The sequence below is a fragment of the Mycobacteroides chelonae genome (assembly GCF_016767715.1).
In the GTDB taxonomy this organism is placed as follows: Bacteria; Actinomycetota; Actinomycetes; order Mycobacteriales; family Mycobacteriaceae; genus Mycobacterium; species Mycobacterium gwanakae.
The window spans coordinates 2,561,982-2,586,721 of record NZ_CP050145.1; the positions used below are offsets into that span (position 1 = coordinate 2,561,982).

Sequence of the window (24,740 nt, forward strand, 5' to 3'; positions counted from 1 at the left end):
AAACGTCGCAGGGTCGTCCGGGCCGCAATGGTTCTGCTACAAGGGAAGCCGCGGTCCAGGCCGCGTTCGGGAGGTACTTCTCGAACGAAGGATGAGCGGCAACACGAGCCAGCAGAAGCCGAACGCAACGAGTGCGACGGCACCCGAAGCGATGCCGACACGCCGGCCCGAGACGGTGTCGAAGACGATGTCGGTGACCCCGACCATGGCCAGCCCCAGTGCCAGCAGACCGGCGAACGCCAACCGGTGTGCCGCAGAGACAAGCACGGCTAGGCGGTGGCGGCGGAACAGCACCCGGTGCATGCCAACGGGTGCCACCAACAGCACTGTGGACACAACCGAGCAAGCCACCGTGGCGAGATAGACCAACCGCATCGGGTGATCGAGCACGATGAAGCGCTGTTGGAAGGGGAGTGTGAGCAGCAGGCCGGTCAACAATTGGACGCCGGTTTCCAGGACCCGCAGTTCCTGCAAAAGACTGGCCCAGTTCCGGTCAAGCCGTTCGGTCACATTCTCGTGGCGCGCCCTTGCGTCCCACTGCTGGTCGTTTTCCGGGTGGTCGGCGTCCACCTATCGATGGTTCCCCGTTTGAGCCGGGCGAAACCCGGGTAGAGGCAATGTATGCATACGAAAGCCAGAAATTCAGTGAGTGTCGTCATCAGCTCCATGGCGGTGATTGCTTCGCTAGTTGGCTGCGGTAGCGATACGGCCGCTTCTAGCGTCGGCACCACCACTCAAACACCCCCGGCGCCCGGCGGCAGCGGCAGCGTGCCAGGTGGGCCGACGGGCGGAGGCGGACCTGAGGGTGGCGCCGGGAGCATTCCCGGCGGCCCCACCGGCGGCGGCGGCCCGGGCGGGGGTGCGGGAAGCATCCCCGGCGGTCCGACTGGCGGCGGTGGACCAGAAGGCGGCGCCGGAAGCATCCCCGGCGGTCCGACTGGCTCCGGTGGGCCGGGCGGTGGAAGCGGATGCATCCCCAATGTGGGGTGCGTGAACGTACCCTGATCGATCCGAGAGAGGAGGTCATGGCGTGAGTAACAAGACTATCCTTGCAGCCCTTGTCATCTCGGCGGCATCAGCGTTGGTCGGCGCACCGGTCGCACATGCATCGACAGACTGCAGCCCGGAGAGCGTCACGCAGACGATCCGCGCGGCTGACAACGCCCTGAGTGTCTATTTTGCGAAGTATCCCCAGGCCAACGAGGTGATCACGCAGGCCTACACGCAGCCCGAATCGGTTGGGGCAGCGAATATCAAGGCGTACTTTGGCGCCCACCCCCAACAGGACCGGGAACTTCAGGACATCATGGCGCCCATCGACAAGAAGCGGCAGGAGTGCAAGACAGTCTGACGATGGCGCGCGTCAACGCGAGGGGCGATCATCGACGATGGCACGGGCCACGTCCACCAGCTTGGTGTTGGACTCCTGAGATAACTGCCGTATCAGCGTGAAGGCCTGGGCGGCATCGATAGCGAACCGCTCCATCAGCATTCCCTTGGCTTGCCCGATGATGTCGCGGGAGGCTAGAGCCGAGACCCACTGTGATTCGCGTTGCGCAGCCACGAGCACGATCGCCGCGTGGGTGGCCAGCGCAAGGCCGGCGTCATACGAATCCGCGCCGAATGCCTGGGCGCTCTGCGAGTAGAGATTCAGCGCCCCAAGGTTTTCCCCATGCGTGAACAACTGGAAAGACAACATTGATCGCACACCGAGCTTGACTGCGGCCTTCGCGAATTCCGGCCAGCGTGTGGACTTGGCCAGGTCCTCGGCGTACACCGTTTCATGCTCCCACGCAGATTGGACACAGGGCCCTTCGCGCAGCTTCTGTTGTATCTCGTCGAGAATGCGGGGCACCTCCGAGGTCGCTGCCCGGGATTCGATGGTGTACTGACCGGTCACCAGGGTGATGCCGGCCTGCTCAACACCGGGCACATTCTCCAGAGCCGCGGTGGTGATCGATTGGAGCGTCATCTCGACGCTGGAATGCTCTTGTTGCATGCGGCGGGCGGCATCAGCCATCTTCGCGCTGAATGCGCCAGGAACAGGGTCGTCGGTCACGATGACCATCGTGCCAGCTGGCAGCCGGGTTAGCGTGATTCTCCTGCCACATGGGAGTCACAGCGTCAGGTCGATCAGCTCCGATGACTACGACCAGCGGCCGAGCACCTAAACTCGGCTAACTTCCCGGTTATCTCATAACCCCGAATAGGCCACGCGATAGGAGCTCGCCCTGTGAACAGCACGTCGGAGACGCTGACGCGAGGGCTCTCCGCGCGCCACATCCGCTTCATCGCATTGGGTTCGGCCATTGGGACGGGTCTGTTCTACGGATCGGCCGAAGCGATCAGGCAGGCGGGCCCCTCGGTTCTGCTGGCGTACCTGCTGGGCGGGGCTGTCATCTACATCGTGTTGCGGTCGCTGGGGGAGATGGCGGTGCGCAGCCCGGTTGCCGGATCATTCGGCGAATACGCGACGCAATACATGGGCCCGCTGGCCGGGTTTCTCACCGGCTGGACGTACGCCCTGGAGATGGTCGTCGTCTGCCTGGCCGATGTCACCGCGTTCGGTGTGTACATGGGGTTCTGGTTCCCGGGCGTGCCACGCTGGATCTGGGTCCTCTCGATCATCTTCTTCATCGGTGCGATAAATCTGCTCAGCGTCAAGGTGTTCGGGGAAGTCGAGTTCTGGCTCAGCCTCGTCAAGGTGCTTGCCATTGTGGCGATGATCGGTGGTGGCATCGCGATCTTGCTGTGGGGGACATCTACCGGGCATGAGGCGCAGCACGGTATCGCCAATCTGTGGAATGACGGCGGCTTCTTTCCCAACGGGTTGGCAGGCTTCTTGGGCAGCTTCATGATCGTGATGTTCGCGTTCGGAGGCACCGAGATCATCGGAATCACTGCGGGTGAGGCCAAGGACCCGGCGCACACGATTCCCCGGGCCATCAACACAGTTCCCATACGCATCATGCTTTTCTATGTTTTGACGCTCGCCGTCATCATGTCCCTGAATCCCTGGCGCTCCATCGATTCGAACAGCAGCCCGTTTGTCCAGATATTCGAGGGGTTGGGGCTTACGTCAGCGGCGACCGTCCTGAATGTCATTGTGGTGACGGCGGCATTGTCGGCGATCAACAGTGATGTCTTCGCCGCTGGACGAATGATCTACGGCATGGCTCAGCGAGGACAGGCACCCGCGATCATGCGGCGGGTATCGCGTAACGGCGTCCCGTGGATGACCGTGGTCGTCATGACGGCGGCCTTGCTCGTCGGCGTGGTGTTGAACTATGCGATAGAGGAACGTGTTTTCGTCATCATCGCCTCGGTTGCCACCTTTGCAACGATCTTCGTCTGGCTGATGATCCTTCTGTCCCACTTCAGGTTCCGGTCACAAACGGGCGCTGGCGATCTATCGGGTCCGAGCTTCCCGGTACCGGCCTGGCCGTACCTGCAGGTGTTCGCGACCGGATTTCTGGTCTTCGTCATGATCCTGCTGGGCTTCAGTGCCGATACCCGCGTTGCGCTCATCGTCGGTGCGGTGTGGCTTCTACTGCTCGCGGCCGGGTATCGCATGTCGCGCCGGGTTGCGTAGGCGAGATTAACGCCCCACGCCTCGCGGTATCCGAATCATCCCGCTTCCCTCACCGTGGGTGCGCTTGCTTCGGCGCGACCGAAATGATCGGAGAGAAATGCGAATCCTGCCTTCGCGAATTGTGGTGCAGCGGTGAGGTGCTCACCGAAACGAATCGGATGCTCGCGCACGTCGACACCGAGAGCGCTCCACCGCTGCACCAACAGCTCGGCCTGACGGTAGGGAATCACCTGATCTTGCCGTCCGGTGCCCACCAACACCGGAGCTGCGGGCGCCAGGTGTCCCAGGCTGTTGTCGTGCAGTTGCGTGACCCATCCCGGCTCGACAAAGGGGTCCGCACCCGCGAGATAGCGCTGTCGATTCTTGGGTAGCAGCAGGCCCAGAACAATTGCGGCGACAATATGGGTCCGTCGCAACACTGCGGTGACCAGCCGCCCGCCTCGGTTGAGGTAGTCATGCAATCGCAGTTCGGGATAGCTGCTGTCGAGCCCAATCCCGCTGTACAGCAGGAGAAAGGCGAAAAGTCCACCGTCCAGTTCGCTGGCGAGTTCGGGGAAATCTACCGGAGCCGCGCCGACGGCCGCAGCACGCAGCGGCATGTCAGGTGCGTAGCTGGGCTGCAACTGCGCGGCCCAGCCGGCAGTGTTGCCGCCCTCGGAGTAGCCGTATATGCCTGCCGGGCCCTGCGGCTCGAGATCGGCCTGTGGTAGTTGTCTTGCGGCGCGCATGATGTCCAAAAGCGCGCGTCCGTTTGTTTTTCCGACGACATAGGGATGCACGCCAGGGGTGCCGAGCCCCGGATAGTCGGTGACGGCCACTACCCAACCGCGCCGTACGGCCGCGGTGAGGAAGGGGGCCTCGTACTCCAGGCCGAGTGCAAGTAGGCGAGACACGGTGGCAGAGCGCGCCAGACCCTGGCTGCCCGGGGCGAATCCGAGTAAAGGCCGTGCAGTCATCGGGGCGGGAGCATCGGGGATGAGCACGACACCGGATACCGCGATAGGGGTGCCGGTGGCGGTCGTCGATCGATACAGCACGCGCCAGGCCTGGGTGCGCATCCTGACTCCGGGGAAGACACGCGCGGCCATGGGCGTGGCACGCAGTAGATCGCCGGGAGATCCGGTGTTGTCGAGAGCGGGCGGATCGTAGAACCGATCACGCGCTCGGCGGGTGGCCGGGGTATGAGACATCGTTGTCCTTCGGTGGTGGTGCGGCTATGAAGCGTCGGGTGAATGTAGTTGTGCACGAAGTACTTTGCCACTGGCATTGCGAGGTATCTCGTCAAGAACAACGAACCGTTTCGGAACCTTGTAGCGCTCGAGACCCTCCCGAACATGAGCCTTGAGCATGTCCTCCCGGGGCGCTGAGGACCCCGCCGCCGCAACCACGAAAGCCTGCAATACCTGACCGAATTCGTCATCGGGTACGCCGATGACGACAGCATCCGCGATCGCGGGGTGCGCCGTGAGTCGGTCCTCGACTTCCCCGGGGAATATGTTCTCGCCACCCGAGACAATCATGTCGTCGGAGCGACCGTCGATGTACAGCCTGCCATCTGCGTCGAAATGGCCCATATCGCCAGTGTTCACATGCCCGTCGACGACTTCCTTGGAAGCGGCGTGCGCTGCTTTGTCGGGCGTGTAGCCCTCGTACTCCAGGCCACCACGGACGAAGATCATTCCCGTTTTACCGGCCTCAACCTCTCGGCGGTTGTCTCCAAGGATGCGCACGGACACTCCAAGTGCCTTGCGCCCCGCAGTATTCGGTGCGGCAACGAGGTCCGCAGGGGAGGCGATCGCGACCACTCCGGCTTCGGTGGATCCATAACCGTTCACCAATATCGGTCCGAAGGCTGTCAGCACGCCGGAGACGGTGGCCGGTGATATCGGCGCCGCCCCAGTGACGATCATCCGCAAGGGCAGCCCTTGGGCGTTTTGCCTGCCTATTTCCGGGAGCGCCGTCAACAGCCTCTGCAGCATGACCGGCACCGCGAACAGTACCGTGACATGTTGACGCGCAATATCGTTCATGGCTTGCGCGGCGTCGAATCGGCGTCGGCAGACTACGGTGCCCCCGAGCGCCAACGGCCCGAGCAGTGCGGCCAATCCGAATCCGTGGAAGAACGGTGGTGCCACCAGCACCCTGTCCCGGGATCGCAGTCGCACGGTGGCCATCGCGGTCACACACATGAGCACCAACTGTCGGGGTTTGACGGCGCGCGGCACTCCCTTGGCCAGCCCGGTGGTGCCCGAAGTGAGCAGGGTGAGTTTCACCGGACGGCGCACCGGTGGCGGCTTGGGGTGCGTTTGTGTCGCGAGTGCATCCAAGCTCAGGAGTCCATCTGTGGCCGCGGTCTCGTGCCACGCCAAGACCCGCAGGCCACGGTAGTTTGCGGCATCGACCGCTTCGGTGTACTCGGCATCGAAGATCAGTACGTCCGGTTCGTGGCGTTGCAGGATCGCCTGCAACTGTTGAGGAGTCAGTTCCGTGTTGATGAAGATGAGTTCGGCCCCGAGCTGTGCACCGGTCAGCATGGCCTCGGCGAATCCTCGATGGTTGCGGCATACGATCCCGACCGAAGTAGGGGCAGAAGGCGCCAGCGCGTATACGGCCGCGGCGATAGCCTCCGCGCGCTGATGCAACTGGCGATAGGTGATGTGCCCCGCCTCGTCGATCAGCGCAGCCCTGTTGGGAAATCGAATCGCGCTGGCCGCCAACAACAGTGCCGGTGTCGGCCCGTACTGGCAGAGGGCGCGGGCAAGTGCGGCGACGGCCCGTGGACCCATCGGGGTGAGCGCGCCTGAGGTGAGCGCCGCAGGCACCGCGGCAGCCCACTGCCTGAGGCTTTGCCTGAACTCATTCGGCATGAGCACCCACCGGGTCCGATGTCTGGACATGAGTTGGTGCCGGCCGGCCTGCGGTCACCCTTGACAGGGAGGCCTGGGTATCACCCAATCGCCGATAGACGAAACCGAGGATCGGTTCCATCGGAAAGCGCAGCACCGGAGCCAATATCGCGGAGGGATGCCCGTACACCGGCGTCAACGTTCTGGGTTTGTCCACGACGGCGCGGGCGATCACGCGCGCCGCATCAAGGGGGGTCTGTCCCGGAAGCAGCCGCATCCACCGGCTCGGTGCGCTCATCCGGGTATGCATCAGACCTGCGTAGAAAGTTGTCAGGGTCACCCCATCGCCGCGGGCTTCCATTCCGACGGCCCGCATCCAGATGTCGAACGCGGCCTTGGACGACAGGTAGAAGCCCCACTTGGGTACCACCCCGAACATCACGCCCACTGTCGAGACGTTGACGATATGGCCGGTTCCCCGGGCACGCATACCGGGTAGCAGCGCCAGGGTGAGCCTCATGGGCCCCACGTAGTTGGCGCCCGATGTCGCGTTGACGTCTTTGGGCCTGTCGTAGGAGAGGTGTATCGACCGGCGCAGTGATTTACCGGCGTTGTGGACCAGATAGTCGATCGCACCGAAATCATGGAGTATAGCCTCGGCGAACTCTGTGATCGAGGCTTCGGATGTCAAGTCGAGTGGGTAAACCGCTGCCTCGCCGCCCCTTTCGGCGATACCGGAGGCAACCATCCGGAGCTGTTCCATGGATCGTGCGGCCAGCACCACCCTCGCACCGGCCTGCGCGAAGAGTTCAGCGGTGGCGGCGCCGAGCCCGTACGAGGCACCGGTGACGACGACGACCTTTCCCGCCACCTCGCCGCGGAGCCGATCGATGTCCCGTAAACCGCGCGGGCCGATCAGATAAGCGGCCGCGCGTGCGATCGGATGGTGTACGACGGGGGAAGGCCCAGTGGGCAAAATCGTTGACATCTCGGTGCTTTCGGTTACTTGGTGTTGTTAGTTGAGGGACTTATGGAGGCCAGGCCGGCGAGCACAGTTCGTAGTTGCGCATCGGACACCACGGCATCGACCACACGTTGGCTGAGTTCGATATCAGGGTCCGATTGCACGGCGCTCAGGACAGTGCCGAAGAAGTTGGCCATGATCAGATCGCGAACCGTGTCGCGGGAGATCTCGTCGGTATGCATCCAATGCAGCACGATGCCCTCGATGAATGAGAGGCAGCCACTGATCGCCGCACGCAGCACCGGCGTCGATTCGGTTCCCGTGATCTCCACGGCCAAGGCGTGTGCCAGACGTTGGCGATGTTGTTCACGAACACGCCGTACTTCGGCATCGGACACGTCGGCCAGGAGCGCCTCGAAGGCGCCGGGCTCCTGCTGTGCCCGATCCAGAAACTTGCCGACACCCTCGGACAATCGCTCCAGCGCGGGACCGCGCATCTGGACGAGTTCACCCCAGAATTCGTCGGCCGCCTGCTCGACCACGGCCAGGTAGAAGCCGCGCTTACCACCGAAGTGGTAGCTGATCGAGCCCGCGGCCACGCCAAGGGCGCGGGCCAGATCCACGATCGACACCTCGTCGTACCGCTGCGTGCTGAAGGCAACGCGACCGGCCTCCAGCAGGGCGGCGCGTGAGGCGACACCACGTTTGTTGCCGACCATGACACCTCCAGTATTTGAATCTGATTCAGAAAGTAGTCATCGAGAAGAGGGGCGTCAAGATCTTTCTGAATCAGATTCAAAATCTCTGGCGCCCTCGAGACGATCGGGGCCTACAGTTGGAATTGCGCCCGTCGTGGCCGCACATGGAAGGGATTTCAGTCGTGACAGACATATCCGCATTCGCCGAGCTGGTCGATCGTGACCATGGGCTGTGCGTGCTCAGCACGATTCGAAGCGACGGCAGCGTCCAGTCATCGGTGATCAACGCCGGCGTCATGCGCCACCCCCGAACTGGTGAACCAGCCGTCGCGCTGGTGGCGGCCGGGGGCACCCGGAAGCTCGATCACCTGCGGGCGGACCCACGGGCCACCATCGTGGTGCGCGCCGGATGGCAGTGGGTGACCGTGGAGGGAGTCGCCGAGATCATCGGCCCAGACGACCAACAAGCCGGTATCGACGAGGAAACGCTAAGGCTGTTGTTGCGCGACATCTTCCAGGCGGCCGGCGGTACCCATGACGACTGGGACACCTACGACAGGGTGATGGCCGAAGAACGACGCGCCGCAGTTCTCATCGCGCCCGGCCGCGTCTATTCCAATCCCGCGCCGGGATAGCCCGCAATATTGTGCAGATATGTGTATCGCATGCGAGTGGGCGCCGCATTTCTCGTCGTTGAGCACGAAGGCCACCCGCCGGACGGCGCTGCGCGCTGCGGCCGCGGTGGCGCTCGGGGCGGGCGCCGTCGCCGCATGCTCTACAGGGGCCGATTCGTCGTCCACGTCAGGTAGTACCAACCCCGACAATGCCGAGGCGGATTTCGTCTTCCGAAACGGCCGCGTCTACACAGTGTCCGGGCCTCAGGAATGGGCCGAAGCGGTTGCCGTGAAGGGCAATACCATCAGACATGTTGGTGATGAGGCGGGCGCGATGGCGATGGTGGGCCTGGGCACCCGCGTCATCGATTTGGACGGCAAGCTGCTCATGCCCGGGTTTGTGGAGGGGCACATTCATCCGTTCTTCGGTGCCTTCCTCAGCAGCGGCGTGAATCTGCAAGTTTCGACCAAACAAGAGGCACTGGCGGCTATTGCCAAGTACGCCAAGGAGAATCCGGATGGGCCGATACGCGGATTTGGCTGGCGTATCGACATGTTCGGGCCGGAGGGGCCGACCCGTCAAGAATTGGACAGTGTCCTGCCGGACCGGCCCGGCTTCTTCTTCGCCGTCGATGCGCACAGCATGTGGGCCAACAGTAAGGCCCTGGAAGTCGCTGGCATACATCGAGATACGCCCGACCCGGTCCCAGGCTTCAGCTACTACGCAAAAGATGGCAAGGGCGAGCCGAGGGGCTACATCCTGGAGATCAGCGCGATGCTTGACCTGATCGATGCCATCGAACCGGTTACCGCTGAGAGCATGCAGCGAGCACTTGAGGACTGGCTGCCCCATGCGGCTGCGGCCGGCATCACGTCGGTGTTCGATGCCGGTGTTCCTCCGGTCGGGAGTCAGGCGGCGTTTCTTGGGCTGTACAACGACATTGAGCGCAGGGGCGCGTTACCTTTCCGCGTGGTGGCGTCCTATGTTGTGAAGGCGCCTCCCTTCGATGATGCGGTAGCGATGTTCACCCAGACTCGTGACGAGATCGCGAGCGACCTCGTTCAGGTGGGGATGATCAAGATCATGGGCGACGGCACCCAAGGCGGCTACACCGCCTGGTTGCTCGATCCTTATGCGGACAAACCCGATTCGATCGGAACGTCACCGTTCACCGAGCAGCAGTGGGGCCAGCTGGTCGGCCAGATTGATGCTGCGGGTATCGACATGCATGTGCACGCGTGCGGGGAGCGCACGGTGCGGGCGGCACTGGATGCGTTTGAGGCGGCGATCGCCAAGAATCCCGCCCGGGACCGCCGGCATACAATCGCGCACCTGATCTATGTCGATGACGCGGACAACGCCCGATTTGCCAAGCTTGGGGTTGGAGCCCAGTTGTCCGCGAACTGGTTCTCCGCCGACCCCGACACCGTGGTCAATCTGGCTGCCCGGTATGGCGCGCCCCGCAAGGACAACTTCTACCGGATCCAGGACATACTGCACGCCGGCGGAAGAGTGTCACTGGGAACGGATTGGCCTGCGGCGGGGTACTTCTCCACCTACAAGCCACTCGAATCAATCCAGATCGGTGTGACCCGTCAGCTGATCGGTGACCCGAATGCCGCGGTGCTCGGCCCCACCGACCAGAAGTTGTTGGCGGCGCAGGCGGTGCAGGCTAATACGCTGGGTGCCGCGCACCAGATCCGGATGGAGAACAAGGTCGGCTCGGTGGAGGTCGGCAAGCTCGCCGATCTCATCGTGCTCGACCGCAACATCCTTGAGGGAGACCCACACGACATCCACAAGGCGACGGTCACGATGACGATGATGGACGGCCAGATCCGTCACGAGATCAAGCACTGACCGGCCTACTTAGCCAGTACCAAGAGCGGCTTGTCCTTGTCGACGATGTAGGTTGCCAGTTCTGAACCTTCGTCATCACCGATATTGCGAACGGAATGGAACGTCTCGGCGGGGACGAAAAGGACATCTCCGGCGGTGACGCTCTGTGAACCCTGACCGTCGATGTCGTAGACCAGCGTGCCCTTGAGCACGTAGATGATCTCCTCGCCGGGATGCTTGTGGCGGGCAGCCGTGGCTCCCGGCTGAAAATCGACACGTGTCTGTAGTGCCTCGCGGCCCGGGATGCTCAGATCATGGCGCTGTAAGTCGGTGCGGCTCACCGGCTCACGTTCGGACACGGGGGTAGATGACCCGCACGCCGCGGCGAGTGTCGCCAGCCCGGCACATGCGCCCATCACGATCGTGCTGCCGATGTTCATGCGGTCAATCCTTCCGGAGAGGCTTGAGTGTGCCGACGCCCGACGGCGGCGCCGTGTTGTCGCGGATGCCATGGTAGATACCGCGTTTGATGATCCAGGGTTGCAGTACGCGCTCGATCGACCACGCGGGGAAGCGGAAGGCGTGACCGGAGGGGGCGAAGACTTCCAGCCCGTCGGGCTGTACGCCGAGAACCGAGCCCCACCGGTACCTGGGTGGGCGGTAGGTACGTAAAGGCCGCCCGGATACTCCGGCGCGAACATTGTGAGCCACCAGCCGGTCAGCTCGATTGCGAGCCGAGGTGCGTAGCGCATCGGTGGCCGCGACGTCTCCGACGGCGAAGACGTCGGGGTAGCCGGGAACCTGCAGTTGTGGCGTCACACGGACAAATCCGTGTTGGTCGAGTACCTCGTCGGGCAGCCATTCTGTATTGGGTTGGACCCGGCCGATCGCCCACAGCACCGCATCGGAGGAGACCGGAGACTGCCCGGAAATCCATTCAACCGGCTCGCCGGTGATTCGGTTGCCGGTGAATCCGTCGGGGATGAGTGCACGGTGTCCGGGGTGCAGCCCCACGCGGAGGTCGTTGAGCCGCTGCCGAATCCGGTGCCATACTCGCGGCGAGTGCTGTGTGAGCGCACGCTCACCAGGGAAATACAGGTCGACACGCAGGTTGGGCCATGTGATCGCGATGTTGGCCGCGCTGCTCACAGCGGCTGCCCCTCCACCGATGACGGTTACCGTGCCCGCCGCGGCCAGTCGCAGGTGCGCCGCGCGCAGCTCCGCAGCGACCTCGACATTGGACTGCAGTGTGGGCTGTCGCCAGAAGCCGTTACTGACACCGGTCGAGATGACCAAAGTGTCGTATGGTTCCGCAAGCGATACGCCGTTACTGCTGTGGGCGAAAACTGTTCGGGCGCTGAAGTCGACGCCGGTGAGCCGGGCATGCACGGTACGGACACGGTCCAGTCTGTGGAACCGGTCAAACGGCACCCAGTAGTTCCGTGCCCATTCGTCGGGGCGTGAAAGCCGTATCCCTAACTCTTGGCCACTGACCAACCCGGGTTTGGCGGAGATTCCGACAACATCGCTGTGGCGGGCGAGCCGGATCGCCGTGAGCAGGCCGCTGTCGCCGAGCCCGGCGATAAGGACCCGTCTGCGGCTCACGCCGATTTCCGTGGAGGGCGGGGCACAAATCGGGATACCCGTGCGATGACATCTCGGTACTCGGGCCGCCGCTGCAGGCTGCGCTGCTCCATCATCGGGATGCTCGAGCCCAGGAACATCCCCAACATGCCCGCGGCGCCGAGGCATAGCCACCACGCATCAGCGGGGGAGACCGCAATACCGAAGAGTGCTAGGGAGAGCCAGAAGCTGAACTCTCCGAAATAGTTTGGATGCCGAGACCATGACCACAGGCCGCGGTCCATCACCTCACCGGGACGACGGTTGCCGGTGAAGCGGTGCATCTGCACATCGGCGACCAGCTCCAGAGCTACAGCCGCGAGGCCAACCAGACACGCGATCGTCGTCAGCCAGACCAGGTCGCCGACGGGGCGCGTTACCGCGACATACGCCGGCACCATCCCGAGAAAGACCAGCAGTGTGGGGATGAGATGGATGGCGACCAGATCGGCCAGGAAGCTCCATCGGCCGGCGCTGGCGCGCAGCATCGGGTAGCGCCAATCCTCATGGTGCAGCCCAGGGAACGAATACACCCAGTTGGCGGTGAGGCGCACTGCCCACAGCGCGATCACCATCGCGATGAGCCAACAACGCAACTCATGTACCCCGGACTGACTCCACCAGTAGACCAGCAGCAGCGGGGGTATCACGCTCCAATAGGCGTCGTAGAAGCTCGAATTGCGGTACAGCCTGCTGAAGACGAATATCACCACCGTGGCCAGCACATCGGCGATCAACGTGTCCAGCCACATGCGGCCGGTAGCTGGACCCCAGATGAGCCAGCCGGCGGCCACGCCCACGGCGATGAGATAGGCGATGGTCACGAGCACCAACGATTGTGACTTGCTTCGGACGATGGCTTCAGAGCTCACGCGGGGTGTTGTCCCTTCGCAACAGTGCGACAAGAAAGTCCGAGTCATCGGTGAAGGGCCTCAGGTCCCAGGTGGACAGCAGGAGGTCCGGAGCGAGACCTGCTTCGGCAGCGTCGTCGAGGAATCGAGCGAACTCGTAGTCACGGCCGGCGCCGAAGCCGATCACCGCGCGGCCATCTTCCGCGAGGTGTCCGCGCAGGCGTTTCAACACCTGAACCCGTGTGCTCGGGGCGAGAAACGCCATCACATTGCCCGCTGACACGATGACGTCAAATGGCTCGGCGATACCGGCCGACGGCAGGTCGAGGTCGGCGAGATCGCTGACGATCCACCGTGAACCGGGATGGTCCTGCTCGGCCGCCTCGATGAGCACCGGGTCGACGTCGACGCCGACCACGCAGTGACCGGCGGCCGCCAGAAACCCGCCCACCCGGCCGGAGCCACACCCGGCGTCGAGGACCCGGGCGCCACGAGGAACCATCGCGTCCACAAAGCGAGCTTCGCCCGCCAAATCCGCACCCTCACGCGCCATGGCGCGAAACCGCTCGATGTACCAATGCGAATGGTTCGGATTGGCCGCGACTTTCTGCATCCAGAGGCTCTGCTCAACCATGCAGCCATTGTCGCAAGCGGAGGTAGCGTCGCAGATCAGGGCACTCGAATACCTCACTCGATGGCCTACCGCGCCGCGATTGCGGTGCTAATCTCATGCCAACCCCGCACGTTATTGCGACGAAGGAGGGGGATGGAAATGCGTTACAGCGCATGTGCCACAGCAGCATTGGCGGCGATGCTGATTCTTGCCACGCCGGCTCGGGGTGAGCCCGAGTGTCAGTTCTCGGGAGGTCTGGGCCCTGACGCCGCCTGCACCCAAAGCACCGATGACGATGAGCTCACGACGCCGTGGATGTGGCCGGGCGACGACGGATTCGGGGTCGGGTTTGGTGGACCCGGCTTCGGTTGGCGCTGATCTGGTACTAGACAAGACCTAGATAGCCGAGCACTCCGGCCGCGGCGACCACGATCAACGGATTTGTCTTCGTAAAGACGAAGATCAGGGTGCAGATTCCGGTGACCGTGTAGGCACGCCAGTCGTGATCCGCGGCTCGGCTCATCACCAGGGAGGTCGCCAGGATGAGCCCGACTGTCAGCGGCGCCAAGCCACTCTCAACGGCGGTGCGCCATTTCGACTTCTGTGCCCGCTGCCAGAATCGCGTTACCGCATACACCAGGGAGGCGGCGGGAAACACCATGGCGACCGTCGCGATGACTCCGCCGAGGATGCCTCCCGCGATGCCACCGACAGGAAGGCCCGCGGCATACCCGACCATCGCCACGATCAGAATGCTAGGGCCCGGTGTGGTCTGGGAGATCGAAAAGATGTCGGCGAATTGCGAATTGGTCAGCCAGTGTTCGTCGCGCACTGAGCGCAGGTGCATCTCCGGCAGCACCGCATTACCGCCGCCGATGGACATCAGTGACAGCGATCCGAACAACACCACCAGCTGCCAGTAGGTGTTCACGCGGCCGCCTTCCTGGGCCACGCCCAGAAGAGGGCCAGCGGGGCAAGGAGTGCGAGTGTCGCCAGCAGGGGCCAGCGCATCAGTCCGTTGAGCGCGAAGCTGGCGGCGAACAGGAGCACCGGGATCAGGCTGGTGAGGCACTTCTGTCCGGTCTTGATCACCATCGCCAGGGTGAGCGCTACGGCGGCGGCGGAAGCGCCATGCAGTACGCCCTTGACGGCGGGTACCTCTTTGAAGCGAAAATAGAAGTACGACACCGTTAACACCAGAACCAGCGGTATCAGGCAGAGCCCGACGACGGCCGCGATGGCGCCCAGTGCACCGCGCATCTTGGTGCCAACGAATACGGCCATGTTGATCTGGTTGGCGCCCGGCAGGATTCGGCACATCGTCATCGCGGACAGGAATTCTTCCTCGCCCAGCCACTTCCTCTCGACGACGAGCACCTCGCGCGACCACGCCGACAAACCACCTCCGAACGAGGCCAGCGCTATGTGGTTGAACGTCCACGCCAAGCGAAAGATGGACACCCGTGGCAACGGGGGATCGTTGTCACCGCTACTCATGCATGAGTTCCGGATCGTGTGGGAAGTCGTCTTCATAGTGTTGACGTGAATCCAGCGGATCCGGCGGGTCGTACTGATGGGAGAGATTCCAGTCGGTGTCGAAGACGTCTTTTAGCCGGGCAACCACGGGTGGGTCGGTGATGGTGATCCCAAGTTCACGACGCAGGTCGAAGGCGCTGCGATCGATGTTCATCGAGCCCACCAGTGCCCGGGTGTTGTCGATGATGAGTAATTTGGCGTGCACCCTCAGGTTCTTCTGCTTGTGCACCTTCACTCCGATGCGACGCAATGTCCGCAGCGATGCGAACGTGTCCAGAATGTCCCATTCACTGATGCCGTGCCTGCCCCCACACAGCACGCGCACCCTGACACCCCGGTCCACTGCCGCGGCAACACGGTCCAAGATGACAGCATCGACGTACTTCGGATGTTGAATGTCGAGCCGCTGCTCAGCCGCGTCGATGAATTCCGCCATGTGATACCGGGAGTTCGCATTGCTCCACAGCAGGCCGTCGAAGAGTGACGGTACCCAGTCGCGGTGTTCCCAGTCGGCCTCGAACACTTCGACGATCTGTTTGACATGACTGGGCACGACCGTGATGACGCCGTAGTCGCGTGTCCGTGTGAAGTATTTCTCGCATAGGTTGAAGGTGGCCACCAGTGCGGCCTTGCCATCGACGACTATCGATTTCTCGTGCGTCACATAGAATTTCGGACTAGACCAGGCGACGTTCACCCCGGCCGTGGTGAGCCTGCCGAAGGTGTCGTCGTTGGCGCGATCGCCCCCGGATCGCTGCGGGTTGAGCATCACTCGAATGTCGACACCCGCCTGACGCCGCGCGATGACGGCGTCGATCAAGCCTTCCTCGGTGAAGGTGAATTGTTTGATGAGAAGCGATGTTTCTGCGCTCTCAATGAACTGACGAACCGGTTCCAGGCCGTCGTCCGGCTCGACGATGAGGCGAGGCGCGAAGGGGAACACAAGAGCAGAAGCTAGCACCAAGATCGCGCAGTGGTCTGCCATTCACATGAACACTTCGATCCGGCTGGCAACCTCATTGAACCCCAATGCAACTGGTGGCGCCGTTACGGCGTCACCGGCCGTTGCGCCGCGGCCGGTGTGGGGGACCTGCGGAAGATCCGGGTTTTGAGCTCGGTGGCCCGCTTTTCCACCACGAACCAACTCGATGCGGCTACCGGCAAGGTGGCCGCTGTGGCGATGACGAAGAACACAACAGGGTTCAAGCGGACAAGCCAGAAGCTGGCAAGCATCTGTTGGATAGGGAATGCGTAGATGTACACGCCATACGAAAGATCGTTGCGCAGCCGAGCTCTACGGATCAGCGCACCCGAAACGATGATGGCGTACGCCAGGGGTAGGGCACCGATGACTCGATAGTTCTGGGTAAATCCGGACGCCATGACAATGGCGGCGCTGAGCACGACCAAGGACCAGCGGGCCGGTATCCGGTCCTGGTACTGGTAGAACATCGCGCCTGCGAGGAAAACGACGAAGAACCGGGCCAACATCTGTGGCCAGCTGAACATCGGCGGGGTGTAGGAGACGTAAGCCGCCCAGACTGTCGCCAAGACGAACAGAGTGGGAATAACCCAACGGCGCTTCAGAAGTCCCAGGAAGCCAAGGACGGAGACCATTACGTCACAGAGCAGAACGAAGAAAAGGGTCCAGATAGATCCGTTCCAGACCCCCGGAAACGGCACATCGGCGGGAGTGCCGTCGATGCCGATGTACGCCACGTTGAGCAGCGCGTTGTTGATGACGTATCCGAGCTCTGCCGACAACGAAATCGGCGTGTTCTGGACCTTGGCCGTGATCGGAGCGATCACGAAGGCGATTACGAGCAGACACACCCATAGCGCGGGGAAAATACGCAAAACGCGTGAGGCCCAATACTCCTTCAGGTACGGGCGACGCATCCATGCGGCAGTGATGAGGAAACCTGAGATGGCAAAGAATCCGTCGGCAAAAATATTACTGAGCAGCCGCACGATCGGCTCGTAGGCAATCTCGCGGCCGGTAAGGGGCCAGGAATGGTAGAAGACCACGCCGATCGCGAGAATGAGACGCCACAGCGTCAGCGCATTGTGTTGTCGATCAAATACCTGCTCAAGCTTCATAAATTCCCCGAGGCGCCGATGCTGTGTGTTTACTTTTGCGAATGAACATACTGCACAATCCCGGGTGGCACCCGGCTTACCTCGCGGGACGAATCTTCAGACCGCAAGTGCTCAAGTTGTTTGCGAATTGTTCCGGCTTCTCTGAGATCGAACGAGCGAATTCCATTGGTTCCCCATCACGCTTTACCTGCTTGCGTCCGCGGCGGTGCACAATGGCCGATAGCAGCGGATATGTCTGTTTGGGCTCACCACGGTGAGGGCAAGCGGCAAGAATCTCGCGGTACGCATTGATTCATTGCTGTCGAGCTATTGCAAAGCAGTATCCGGAGGGGCTGAGACGCATAGGGATGCGTCGCGGCGACCGAATGTGATTCCGTGCGGGTCCCGTGGCAATAACTATTCCTGAAACAGATTTGCTCGGCGAAGCTGCTTTGCATTGCTTATCCGTACGCTGCGGACAGATGGATTTTGGATACGGCTCTTCTGCCACTCGAGTAGAAACCGGAGCTCAGATAAACGCGTAGCTCAGCTACGGGGCCTCGGGGCCCGGGGAGATCTCGATGGCCACCGATGCCTGCTGACGACGGGTAATCCAGACTCCAAATTCACTCAACGGCCCCAACAGCCAGTACTTCTGATTGACGATCTTGCGGACCCTGCGAGTGTCATCGAAGTCCAGGACGCGCGCGATGCCCGCCACCACCGGTGCATCGGGGATGAGCTGCCCTCGAATACCGCAGGGCTGCAACGTCACCGCTGGGTTGCGCCGAATACGTCTGATCTTGTACGCCGCGACCTCCGAGAAGAAGTAGAGCTTGCCATCGGCGGGAGCAATCCAGACCGGCGTGGATACCGCCGCACCGTCTTTGCGGTAGCTCGTCAACGACACATAGTTCGCCCGGCCGACCACATCCCAATCCGTCATTCGTTGTCCTCTCATCGGCCAGTCCACCCGATTCTGTCGTAGACGGCGCCCGATCGCACTGGGCGCGTCCGGTCCCGAGCGGTCGGCCGAGGCTTACAGGAGCGTTGGCCGCACTGTGAGGTGGGTTTTTCTTTTCCATAATGTCCACGGAAACGATGGGGAAACACATCCGGGTCACTGTGGTGACATGGCCACTCCAGGGGAGATGGGTACGACGCGTACCGCGTGCTCGTACTGCGGTGTGGGCTGCGGTATCGAGGTCCAGACGAAGCCCGGTCCTGGGGGCCCGGTTATCGCACGGGTGTCGGGCGACAAGCTTCACCCGACCAATTTCGGCCGCCTGTGCACCAAGGGGGCTACCCATGCCGAGTTGATGGAGGCGGTCGACGGTCGTCTGAAGACCGCGCTGGTCCGGCCCTCCCGTGGTGCGGAGCTTGTCGAGACGCCGGTGGATGTCGCAGTGACCGAAGCTGGTCAGCGGCTGCGTTCGATACTCGACGAGCACGGGCCCGATGCGATCGCGCTGTACGTATCAGGTCAGATGTCGATCGAAGCACAGTACCTGGCCAACAAGCTGGCCAAGGGATTCATCCGTACCGTGCACATCGAGTCCAATTCACGACTTTGCATGGCGAGCGCCGGCACCGGGTACAAACAGTCGCTCGGAGCGGACGGCCCACCGGGTTCGTACACCGACTTCGACAGCGCTGATGTGTTTTTCGTCATCGGCGCAAACATGGCTGATTGCCACCCTATTCTGTTTCTTCGGATGGCCGACCGGTTGAAGGCCGGCGCGAAATTGATCGTCGTGGACCCGCGGCGCACCGCGACCGCCGACAAAGCCGACTTGTTCCTGCAGATCAACCCCGGTACTGATCTGGCGCTTCTCAATGGATTGCTTCATCTTCTGGTGAAGTCCGGCGATATCGATGAGGAGTTCATCGCCGAACACACCGAGGGCTGGGCGGCAATGCCCGAGTTCCTGGCCGACTATCCGCCCGGGGTGGTAGCCGAGATCACCGGTATCCCCGAAGCCGATATCCGTGCTGCCGCCGCCATGATCGGGCAGGCCGGCGAGTGGATGACGTGCTGGACCATGGGTTTGAACCAGAGCACGCACGGCACCTGGAACACCAACGCGATCTGCAATCTTCATCTCGCGACCGGCGCGATTTGCCGTCCGGGAAGTGGCCCCATGTCGCTGACCGGTCAACCGAACGCCATGGGTGGGCGGGAGATGGGCTACATGGGTCCGGGCCTGCCCGGCCAGCGATCCGTGGTCAGCGCCGACGACCGAGCGTTCGTGGAACAGCAGTGGAGCCTGGCGCCGCAGACCATCCGAACCGAGGTGGGCCCGGGAACCATCGCGATGTTCGACAGCATGGCGGCAGGAAATATCAAGGCGTGCTGGATCATCTGCACTAATCCTGTTGCAACAGTGGCAAATCGGGGCACCACGATCACCGGGCTGGAGACCGCGGAACTGGTCATTACCCAGGACACCTATGCGGCCACGGCCACAAACCGCTACGCGGATATCGTCCTGCCCGCCACCTTGTGGGCAGAAGCCGACGCGGTGATGATCAATTCGGAACGCAACCTCACCTTGCTCCAGCAGTCGATCGGCCCGATGGGTGAATCCCGACCCGATTGGCAGTTGATCTGCCAAGTCGCCACGGCCATGGGATTCGGAGAGCAGTTCAGCTATGCGTCCAGTGAGGAAGTGTTCGATGAGATTCGCCGGTTCTGGAATCCAAAGACGGGCTACGACCTTCGCGGTGCCAGCTACGAGCGCCTGCGCGAGACTCCATTGCAATGGCCGTGCCCCCCAGACGATGCGAACGATCGGCACCCGATTCGCTACCTGAACGACGGTGTCAGCCAGAGTCTTTTTGTCGACGCTGCCGGACATCAACCGCGGTTGGCGTTCGCGACCCCGTCGCGCCGTGCGGTCTTTCACCCACGCCCGCACATGGATGCGCGCGAGCTGCCCGATGACGACTATCCGTTCATCTTGAATACGGGCCGCCTGCAACATCAATGGCACACCATGACCAAGACGGGGCAGGTGGCCAAGCTCAATAAGCTCAACAGTGACCCCTTCGTCGAAGTCCATCCCGAGGACGCCGCCGAACTGGGCATCGCTGACGGACAACCGGTCGAATTGCACTCGCGGCGCGGGCGCGCTGTGCTGCCCGCCCTCATCACCGACCGTGTGCGGCCAGGCAATTGCTTCGTACCTTTCCATTGGAACGACGAGCATGGCGAGTACCTCGCTATCAACGCACTGACGAGCGATGCCGTGGACCCCGACTCGCTGCAGCCTGAGCTGAAAGTGTGTGCGGTCAGGATGCGGCCCATCGCGGTCGTCCAGCAACCCGATCGACCGGAGGCAACATCCATGCACCCCGTCGCAGAAGCGCTCGACCTGGCACCGCAGTCCGTGCCCAATCTGGTCGAGAGCGAACAGGTCTACCTGGCTGGGTTTTTCACCACTCTGGAGCGGGGAGGAGAGGGAGTTCCCGTCTTGCCCGCGGGGGCGCCCGTTAGTGATCTGGTCCGGCTCTGGGTCGACGGAGCGTTGGCGGGAATGTACTCCCGTACCGGCGACTCGGCGCCTGGCCCGCTCGCCGCACCGCTACCTGCCGCACGGCCCATGCCGTTGGTGCTGTGGGCATCCCAGACGGGCAACGCCGAGGACTATGCCACCAACCTTGCCGCGCAGCTTAGTTCCACGGGTGCGCCGCCGCGGATCGTGAACATGGACGACTGTGGGATGGCTGATCTCGCCGCGGCCACCGACGTCCTGGTCGTCACGAGCACGTTCGGAGACGGCGGCCCTCCTGATAACGGCGCCGACTTCTGGGACCGCCTGCATGCATCGGATGCGCAGTTGTCTGGGATCCGCTTCGCGGTCTTGGGAATTGGTGATCGTGCTTACGAGAACTTCTGCGGGCACGCCAAATCCATCGACGACCGCCTGGCAAGTCTGGGCGCGGTCCGTCTGATGGACCGGATGGACTGCGAGATCTACGATGACGAGCCTCTAACGCAATGGGCACGTCAGGTGACGGATATGATCACGACCCAGGAGGGGCCGGTCACCCCGGCGGCGGTCCCCGCCGCGAGCCCTCGACCGTCGAGCACTGGCGCCCCCGAACCGTTCACCCGCAACAGTCCCGTCGCGGCCCGTTTGACCCGTAACACCGTGCTGACACCGCGTTCCTCCTCAAAAGAGGTGCGACATTTCGGGTTCGACATCTCCGAGCATGGCGTCGCCTACAGTGTTGGCGACGCACTCGGGGTCTGCCCGACCAACTGCGACGGCGCCGTCGACGCGTGGCTCTCCGGCACAGGGCTGCGTGCCGACGAAATCGTCGAGGTCGACGGTGTAGAACAGACCCTGCGCGATGCGCTGACATACTCCTACGACATCGTGCGGATAACCCCGAATCTGCTGAGCTTCCTCGCCGACAACACCACCAACACGGCAGCGGTCAAGGATCTCCATGAAGCACGAAAGAACCTTGCATCATGGGTGATTGGCCGCAGCGGCGTGGACGCCGTGCAAGAATTTCCGGTACGCGCCTCCGCCGAGCAGTGGCAGGACGTATTGGTGCGGTTGACCCCCCGCTGCTATTCGATTTCGTCCAGCCCTCTGGTCAGCCCGCATGAGGTTCAGTTGACGGTCTCCGTGGTCCGGTACCGGGGGACTGGCGGCGCCGAACGAGGGGGTGTGTGCTCGACGTTCCTTGCCGACCGCGCCGATGACACACCAGTTCCCGTGTTTCTGCAGAAGTCCCCGCATTTCCGGCCCCCGGAGGAGTCGCGGACTCCGATGATCATGATTGGCCCGGGAACCGGGATCGCACCGTTTCGCGGATTCCTGCACGAGCGCCGCGCGCTCGGCCACACCGGCCGTAACTGGCTCTTCTTCGGCGACCAGCATGCGGCCCAACACTTTTACTATCGAGACGATCTGTCCACCATGGCCGATGACGGCTTTCTGTCCAAGCTTGACGTCGCCTTCTCTCGCGACCAGAAGGACAGGGTCTACGTGCAGCACAAGATGGTGGACAACGGCGCCGAGCTCTGGGCATGGCTGCAAGACGGCGCCCACCTCTATGTGTGCGGCGACGCATCCCGGATGGCCAAAGACGTCGACACCGCACTGACATCAATCATTGAAAAACATGGCAGGCTCTCGGCCGAGGGTGCCCACGATTACAAGCGCGAACTGGTCGCCAGTAAGCGGTATTTGCGAGACGTCTACTAGACCCGACTTGACACAAAGGTGCCACCGTTGACGTACGTGAAACCGCCCGAGCTGTAACGCGTAATCCGCCCGTCTACACCAGCACTTTGGCGGCTTGGCGTTCGGCGCGTTTGGCCTGGCGCTCCAGGTACTTGGCCTTGACTTCCTCGAAGTCCTCGGAGGTCTTCTTGAGGTCACTGACGATGCGGGCCAGGTCCTCGCGGTACCACTCGGCCTCGCCGTTGATGTCGTCACGATCGAAGATGCGCCACTTGCGCAGCACCGGCAGCACGACCTCGTCGAGGTGTGACTGCGGGTCGTAGACGCCGCCGGTGGCGATGGTGACCGCGTTGCGGCGGAATCCCGGAATTGTGTAGCCGGGCATCGTGAAGTTGTCGAGCACCTTGTGGACAGCCTTGACTGCTTGGTTCGGGGCGATTTCCAGGCCGGCTGTCACCATGTTGCGGTAGAAGATCATGTGCAGGTTCTCGTCGGTGGAGATGCGCTTGAGCAGCTCATCGGCGATGGGCTCGGCGCAGGCCTTACCGGTGTTGCGGTGCGAGACGCGGGTGGCCAGCTCCTGGAACGTCACGTACACCACCGAGTCGAACAGGCTCTCGGAGAACGGTATGTTCTGGCGGTTCTGGCCGGGGGAGAACCCGCTGGTCATCTGCGCAATGCGCAGCTTCTCGAGTTCGAACGGGTCCACCGAACGGGTCACCACCAGGTAGTCGCGGATGGCGATACCGTGCCGGTTTTCCTCGGCGGTCCAGCGGTTCACCCAGGTGCCCCACGGCCCATCCATGGTGAAGTTCATGGCGATCTCGCGGTGATACGAGGGCAGGTTGTCCTCGGTCAGCAGGTTCGTGATCATGGCGATCTTGGCCAGCTCGGAGAGCTTGGACTGCTCAGGATCCCAGTCCTGACCACCTAGAGCCTTGTAGTTCTTGCCCTCAGACCAGGGGACATAGTCATGCGGGTTCCAGTCCTTGGTGACGCCGAGGTGGCGATGGACATTCTCCTCGACCACAGGCTCAAGCTCATGGAGCAGCTCCAGGTCGGTGAAGGCCTTCTGCATGAATACTTCCTCGTAGTGGGGGCCAGACAGAAACCGCAACTAGCAGTACCCGTATCCAGCAGTTACAGAAATCTAGCATGCCTGGATGCCTCGCAGGCATGTACAGCGATTACTCGTCTAATTGAGAGCATTCCGTGACCGTCCCTCCGCGTGCGGCCGACCATGGCGCGTATTCGCCGACGATGGCGATCGATTGCCATCCCGTTGGATCGAAAGTCGTTGAGCACCAGATATTTACAAGTCACCTCCTCCGAGTCCATGAAAAGGCGAGTAGTGTCCGTGACGTAACTATCGCCGTGGCATGTCCGAGCGCCGACTGGTTTGGCTCATACGGATTCCGTTTGTTTGAGTCCCACTGAGCAACAAGGAAGTACGCATGACACAGGCTGAGTACCCCGGCCCTCCCATTCGCTTCACGCTAGGCCCACGCAAGACCGGCAGGATGAACGGAGCGTGGTGGCCGCAAGACGACGGATTCATCGCGCGGGAACTCTCCCCTTTGGTGGAAGAGCTGTCCGGGCACATCGGCGGGGTCAGCGAGGTGTCGCTGAACTGGAAGGCGGGGTCGCCTCGGTCGAGCATGAGGTCGGCGGCTATGCCTCCGTCGCTCACCAATCGTCCGTTCCATTGGGTGGTCACGCTTCGAGGTGAGCATCGGACGGTGCGGATTCTTATGGTGCCGGCTCGTACGAACAGGAGTCTGGCGCGGTTGATCATGCGTCTGGCGGCGCAGATGCCTCTACTTGATTCTCCGAAGGAGGAGGAAGTCTCCGCGGCGCTCCGGATCATTATGGCCGCCTAGCGGTCGGCGTTGAGCTCGGCGAGCAGATGGCGGACGCGTTGTTCGATGTCGTCCCGGATGGGGCGCACCGCTTCGAGGGGCTGGCCGGCAGGGTCGGGCAGCTCCCAGTTTTCGTAACGTTTCCCGGGGAAGTACGGGCAGGTGTCACCGCAGCCCATGGTGACGACGACGTCGGCTCCTCGCACGATCTCTTCGGTCCACGGTTTCGGGTACTCGCCGGTGATATCGATGCCGAGTTCGGCCATGACTGCGACTGCGGCGGGGTTGATTTCCTTTCCGGGCTCTGAGCCGCCCGACCAGGCAACCGCCCGGTCGCCGGCTAGATGCGTGAAGAACCCAAGTGCCATCTGAGAGCGGCCCGCGTTGTGCGTGCACAGAAAGAGCACAGTGGGCTTGTCTTGGG

General features: G+C 62.6%; 24 protein-coding genes and 1 pseudogene. 8 read left to right on the top strand and 17 right to left on the bottom strand.

Annotation, left to right across the window (positions count from 1 at the left end):
* Window positions 1-36: 36 nt before the first annotated feature.
* Window positions 37-570, bottom strand: coding sequence for a DUF6328 family protein (locus HBA99_RS12580; RefSeq protein WP_070924189.1), 534 nt, complete (start codon window positions 568-570; stop codon window positions 37-39).
* A 51-nt stretch (window positions 571-621) separates the two neighbouring features.
* On the opposite strand from HBA99_RS12580, the gene HBA99_RS25115 reads away from it, so the two are divergent.
* Window positions 622-1,005, top strand: coding sequence for a hypothetical protein (locus tag HBA99_RS25115; RefSeq protein WP_079378706.1), 384 nt, complete (start codon window positions 622-624; stop codon window positions 1,003-1,005).
* Window positions 1,006-1,030: 25 nt separating this feature from the next.
* Window positions 1,031-1,351, top strand: a complete 321-nt coding sequence (locus HBA99_RS12590) for a hemophore-related protein (RefSeq protein ID WP_070924190.1) — start codon at window positions 1,031-1,033, stop codon at window positions 1,349-1,351.
* Between the two features lie 12 nt (window positions 1,352-1,363).
* Here HBA99_RS12590 and HBA99_RS12595 read toward each other — a convergent pair whose 3' ends face one another.
* On the bottom strand, window positions 1,364-2,068 hold the full coding sequence (locus HBA99_RS12595; protein WP_412457879.1) for a GAF and ANTAR domain-containing protein: 705 nt from the start codon (window positions 2,066-2,068) through the stop codon (window positions 1,364-1,366).
* 165 nt (window positions 2,069-2,233) lie between these two features.
* On the opposite strand from HBA99_RS12595, the gene HBA99_RS12600 reads away from it, so the two are divergent.
* Window positions 2,234-3,592, top strand: a complete 1,359-nt coding sequence (locus HBA99_RS12600) for an amino acid permease (RefSeq protein WP_070924191.1) — start codon at window positions 2,234-2,236, stop codon at window positions 3,590-3,592.
* 35 nt (window positions 3,593-3,627) lie between these two features.
* Here HBA99_RS12600 and HBA99_RS12605 read toward each other — a convergent pair whose 3' ends face one another.
* The 4 genes from HBA99_RS12605 to HBA99_RS12620 are packed head-to-tail and all read right to left on the bottom strand — an operon-like array spanning window position 3,628 to window position 8,121.
* Window positions 3,628-4,782 carry a lipase family protein gene (locus tag HBA99_RS12605; RefSeq protein ID WP_070952494.1) on the bottom strand — a complete coding sequence of 385 codons (1,155 nt, stop codon included), beginning with the start codon at window positions 4,780-4,782 and terminating at the stop codon, window positions 3,628-3,630.
* A gap of 24 nt (window positions 4,783-4,806) precedes the next feature.
* Window positions 4,807-6,459 (bottom strand): AMP-binding protein, encoded by a 1,653-nt coding sequence (locus HBA99_RS12610; protein WP_070924193.1) that lies wholly within the window; start codon window positions 6,457-6,459, stop codon window positions 4,807-4,809.
* Window positions 6,449-7,426, bottom strand: a complete 978-nt coding sequence (locus tag HBA99_RS12615; protein WP_070924194.1) for an SDR family NAD(P)-dependent oxidoreductase — start codon at window positions 7,424-7,426, stop codon at window positions 6,449-6,451. The genes HBA99_RS12610 and HBA99_RS12615 overlap by 11 nt, the downstream gene beginning before the upstream one ends.
* Before the next feature lie 14 nt (window positions 7,427-7,440).
* Window positions 7,441-8,121: a TetR/AcrR family transcriptional regulator gene (locus HBA99_RS12620; protein WP_030097840.1), complete on the bottom strand. Its 681-nt coding sequence runs from the start codon at window positions 8,119-8,121 to the stop codon at window positions 7,441-7,443.
* A gap of 161 nt (window positions 8,122-8,282) precedes the next feature.
* Between HBA99_RS12620 and HBA99_RS12625 the strand changes: the two genes are divergently transcribed.
* Both HBA99_RS12625 and HBA99_RS12630 read left to right on the top strand, forming a co-directional pair.
* The gene (locus HBA99_RS12625; protein ID WP_070924195.1) at window positions 8,283-8,735 is read left to right on the top strand and encodes a TIGR03618 family F420-dependent PPOX class oxidoreductase; all 453 of its coding nucleotides are present in this window, start codon (window positions 8,283-8,285) and stop codon (window positions 8,733-8,735) included.
* A 19-nt stretch (window positions 8,736-8,754) separates the two neighbouring features.
* Window positions 8,755-10,575, top strand: coding sequence for an amidohydrolase (locus tag HBA99_RS12630; protein ID WP_070952495.1), 1,821 nt, complete (start codon window positions 8,755-8,757; stop codon window positions 10,573-10,575).
* A gap of 5 nt (window positions 10,576-10,580) precedes the next feature.
* Here HBA99_RS12630 and HBA99_RS12635 read toward each other — a convergent pair whose 3' ends face one another.
* The 4 genes from HBA99_RS12635 to HBA99_RS12650 are packed head-to-tail and all read right to left on the bottom strand — an operon-like array spanning window position 10,581 to window position 13,662.
* Window positions 10,581-10,994 (bottom strand): cupin domain-containing protein, encoded by a 414-nt coding sequence (locus HBA99_RS12635; protein ID WP_070924197.1) that lies wholly within the window; start codon window positions 10,992-10,994, stop codon window positions 10,581-10,583.
* Between the two features lie 4 nt (window positions 10,995-10,998).
* A complete protein-coding gene (locus HBA99_RS12640) occupies window positions 10,999-12,159 on the bottom strand; it encodes an FAD-dependent oxidoreductase (RefSeq protein WP_070924198.1) in 1,161 nt (386 codons plus the stop codon).
* Window positions 12,156-13,049: a DUF1295 domain-containing protein gene (locus HBA99_RS12645; protein ID WP_412458097.1), complete on the bottom strand. Its 894-nt coding sequence runs from the start codon at window positions 13,047-13,049 to the stop codon at window positions 12,156-12,158. Before HBA99_RS12645 ends, HBA99_RS12640 begins: the two co-directional genes overlap by 4 nt.
* Window positions 13,039-13,662 carry a class I SAM-dependent methyltransferase gene (locus tag HBA99_RS12650; protein WP_070930844.1) on the bottom strand — a complete coding sequence of 208 codons (624 nt, stop codon included), beginning with the start codon at window positions 13,660-13,662 and terminating at the stop codon, window positions 13,039-13,041. The genes HBA99_RS12645 and HBA99_RS12650 overlap by 11 nt, the downstream gene beginning before the upstream one ends.
* A gap of 138 nt (window positions 13,663-13,800) precedes the next feature.
* On the opposite strand from HBA99_RS12650, the gene HBA99_RS12655 reads away from it, so the two are divergent.
* The gene (locus HBA99_RS12655; RefSeq protein WP_030097832.1) at window positions 13,801-14,019 is read left to right on the top strand and encodes a hypothetical protein; all 219 of its coding nucleotides are present in this window, start codon (window positions 13,801-13,803) and stop codon (window positions 14,017-14,019) included.
* 7 nt (window positions 14,020-14,026) lie between these two features.
* Here HBA99_RS12655 and HBA99_RS12660 read toward each other — a convergent pair whose 3' ends face one another.
* The 5 genes from HBA99_RS12660 to HBA99_RS12680 form a co-directional block, all read right to left on the bottom strand.
* Window positions 14,027-14,572 (bottom strand): chromate transporter, encoded by a 546-nt coding sequence (locus HBA99_RS12660; RefSeq protein WP_070930934.1) that lies wholly within the window; start codon window positions 14,570-14,572, stop codon window positions 14,027-14,029.
* Window positions 14,569-15,138, bottom strand: coding sequence for a chromate transporter (locus HBA99_RS12665; protein WP_070952496.1), 570 nt, complete (start codon window positions 15,136-15,138; stop codon window positions 14,569-14,571). Before HBA99_RS12665 ends, HBA99_RS12660 begins: the two co-directional genes overlap by 4 nt.
* Entirely contained in the window at window positions 15,131-16,120 is a 990-nt protein-coding gene (locus HBA99_RS12670) for a phospholipase D-like domain-containing protein (protein ID WP_070952621.1), read from the bottom strand. Before HBA99_RS12670 ends, HBA99_RS12665 begins: the two co-directional genes overlap by 8 nt.
* Window positions 16,121-16,224: 104 nt before the next feature.
* Window positions 16,225-17,277: an acyltransferase family protein gene (locus HBA99_RS12675; RefSeq protein ID WP_057966358.1), complete on the bottom strand. Its 1,053-nt coding sequence runs from the start codon at window positions 17,275-17,277 to the stop codon at window positions 16,225-16,227.
* Window positions 17,278-17,806: 529 nt separating this feature from the next.
* Complete coding sequence (locus HBA99_RS12680; protein WP_046253697.1) at window positions 17,807-18,202, bottom strand: PPOX class F420-dependent oxidoreductase; 396 nt, start codon at window positions 18,200-18,202, stop codon at window positions 17,807-17,809.
* Between the two features lie 187 nt (window positions 18,203-18,389).
* Here HBA99_RS12680 and HBA99_RS12685 point away from each other — a divergent pair, with 187 nt between their 5' ends.
* Window positions 18,390-22,478 (top strand): bifunctional nitrate reductase/sulfite reductase flavoprotein subunit alpha, encoded by a 4,089-nt coding sequence (locus HBA99_RS12685; RefSeq protein WP_081347746.1) that lies wholly within the window; start codon window positions 18,390-18,392, stop codon window positions 22,476-22,478.
* 73 nt (window positions 22,479-22,551) lie between these two features.
* Here HBA99_RS12685 and HBA99_RS12690 read toward each other — a convergent pair whose 3' ends face one another.
* On the bottom strand, window positions 22,552-23,535 hold the full coding sequence (locus HBA99_RS12690) for an acyl-ACP desaturase (protein ID WP_070924201.1): 984 nt from the start codon (window positions 23,533-23,535) through the stop codon (window positions 22,552-22,554).
* A 442-nt stretch (window positions 23,536-23,977) separates the two neighbouring features.
* On the opposite strand from HBA99_RS12690, the gene HBA99_RS12695 reads away from it, so the two are divergent.
* Complete coding sequence (locus HBA99_RS12695; RefSeq protein ID WP_070924387.1) at window positions 23,978-24,337, top strand: DUF5994 family protein; 360 nt, start codon at window positions 23,978-23,980, stop codon at window positions 24,335-24,337.
* On the opposite strand, the pseudogene HBA99_RS12700 reads toward HBA99_RS12695, so the two are convergent.
* Window positions 24,334-24,735: pseudogene (locus HBA99_RS12700) on the bottom strand (arsenate reductase ArsC); the annotation flags it as partial. The gene HBA99_RS12695 and the pseudogene HBA99_RS12700 sit on opposite strands and share 4 nt — an antisense overlap.
* Between the last annotated feature and the right edge of the window lie 5 nt (window positions 24,736-24,740).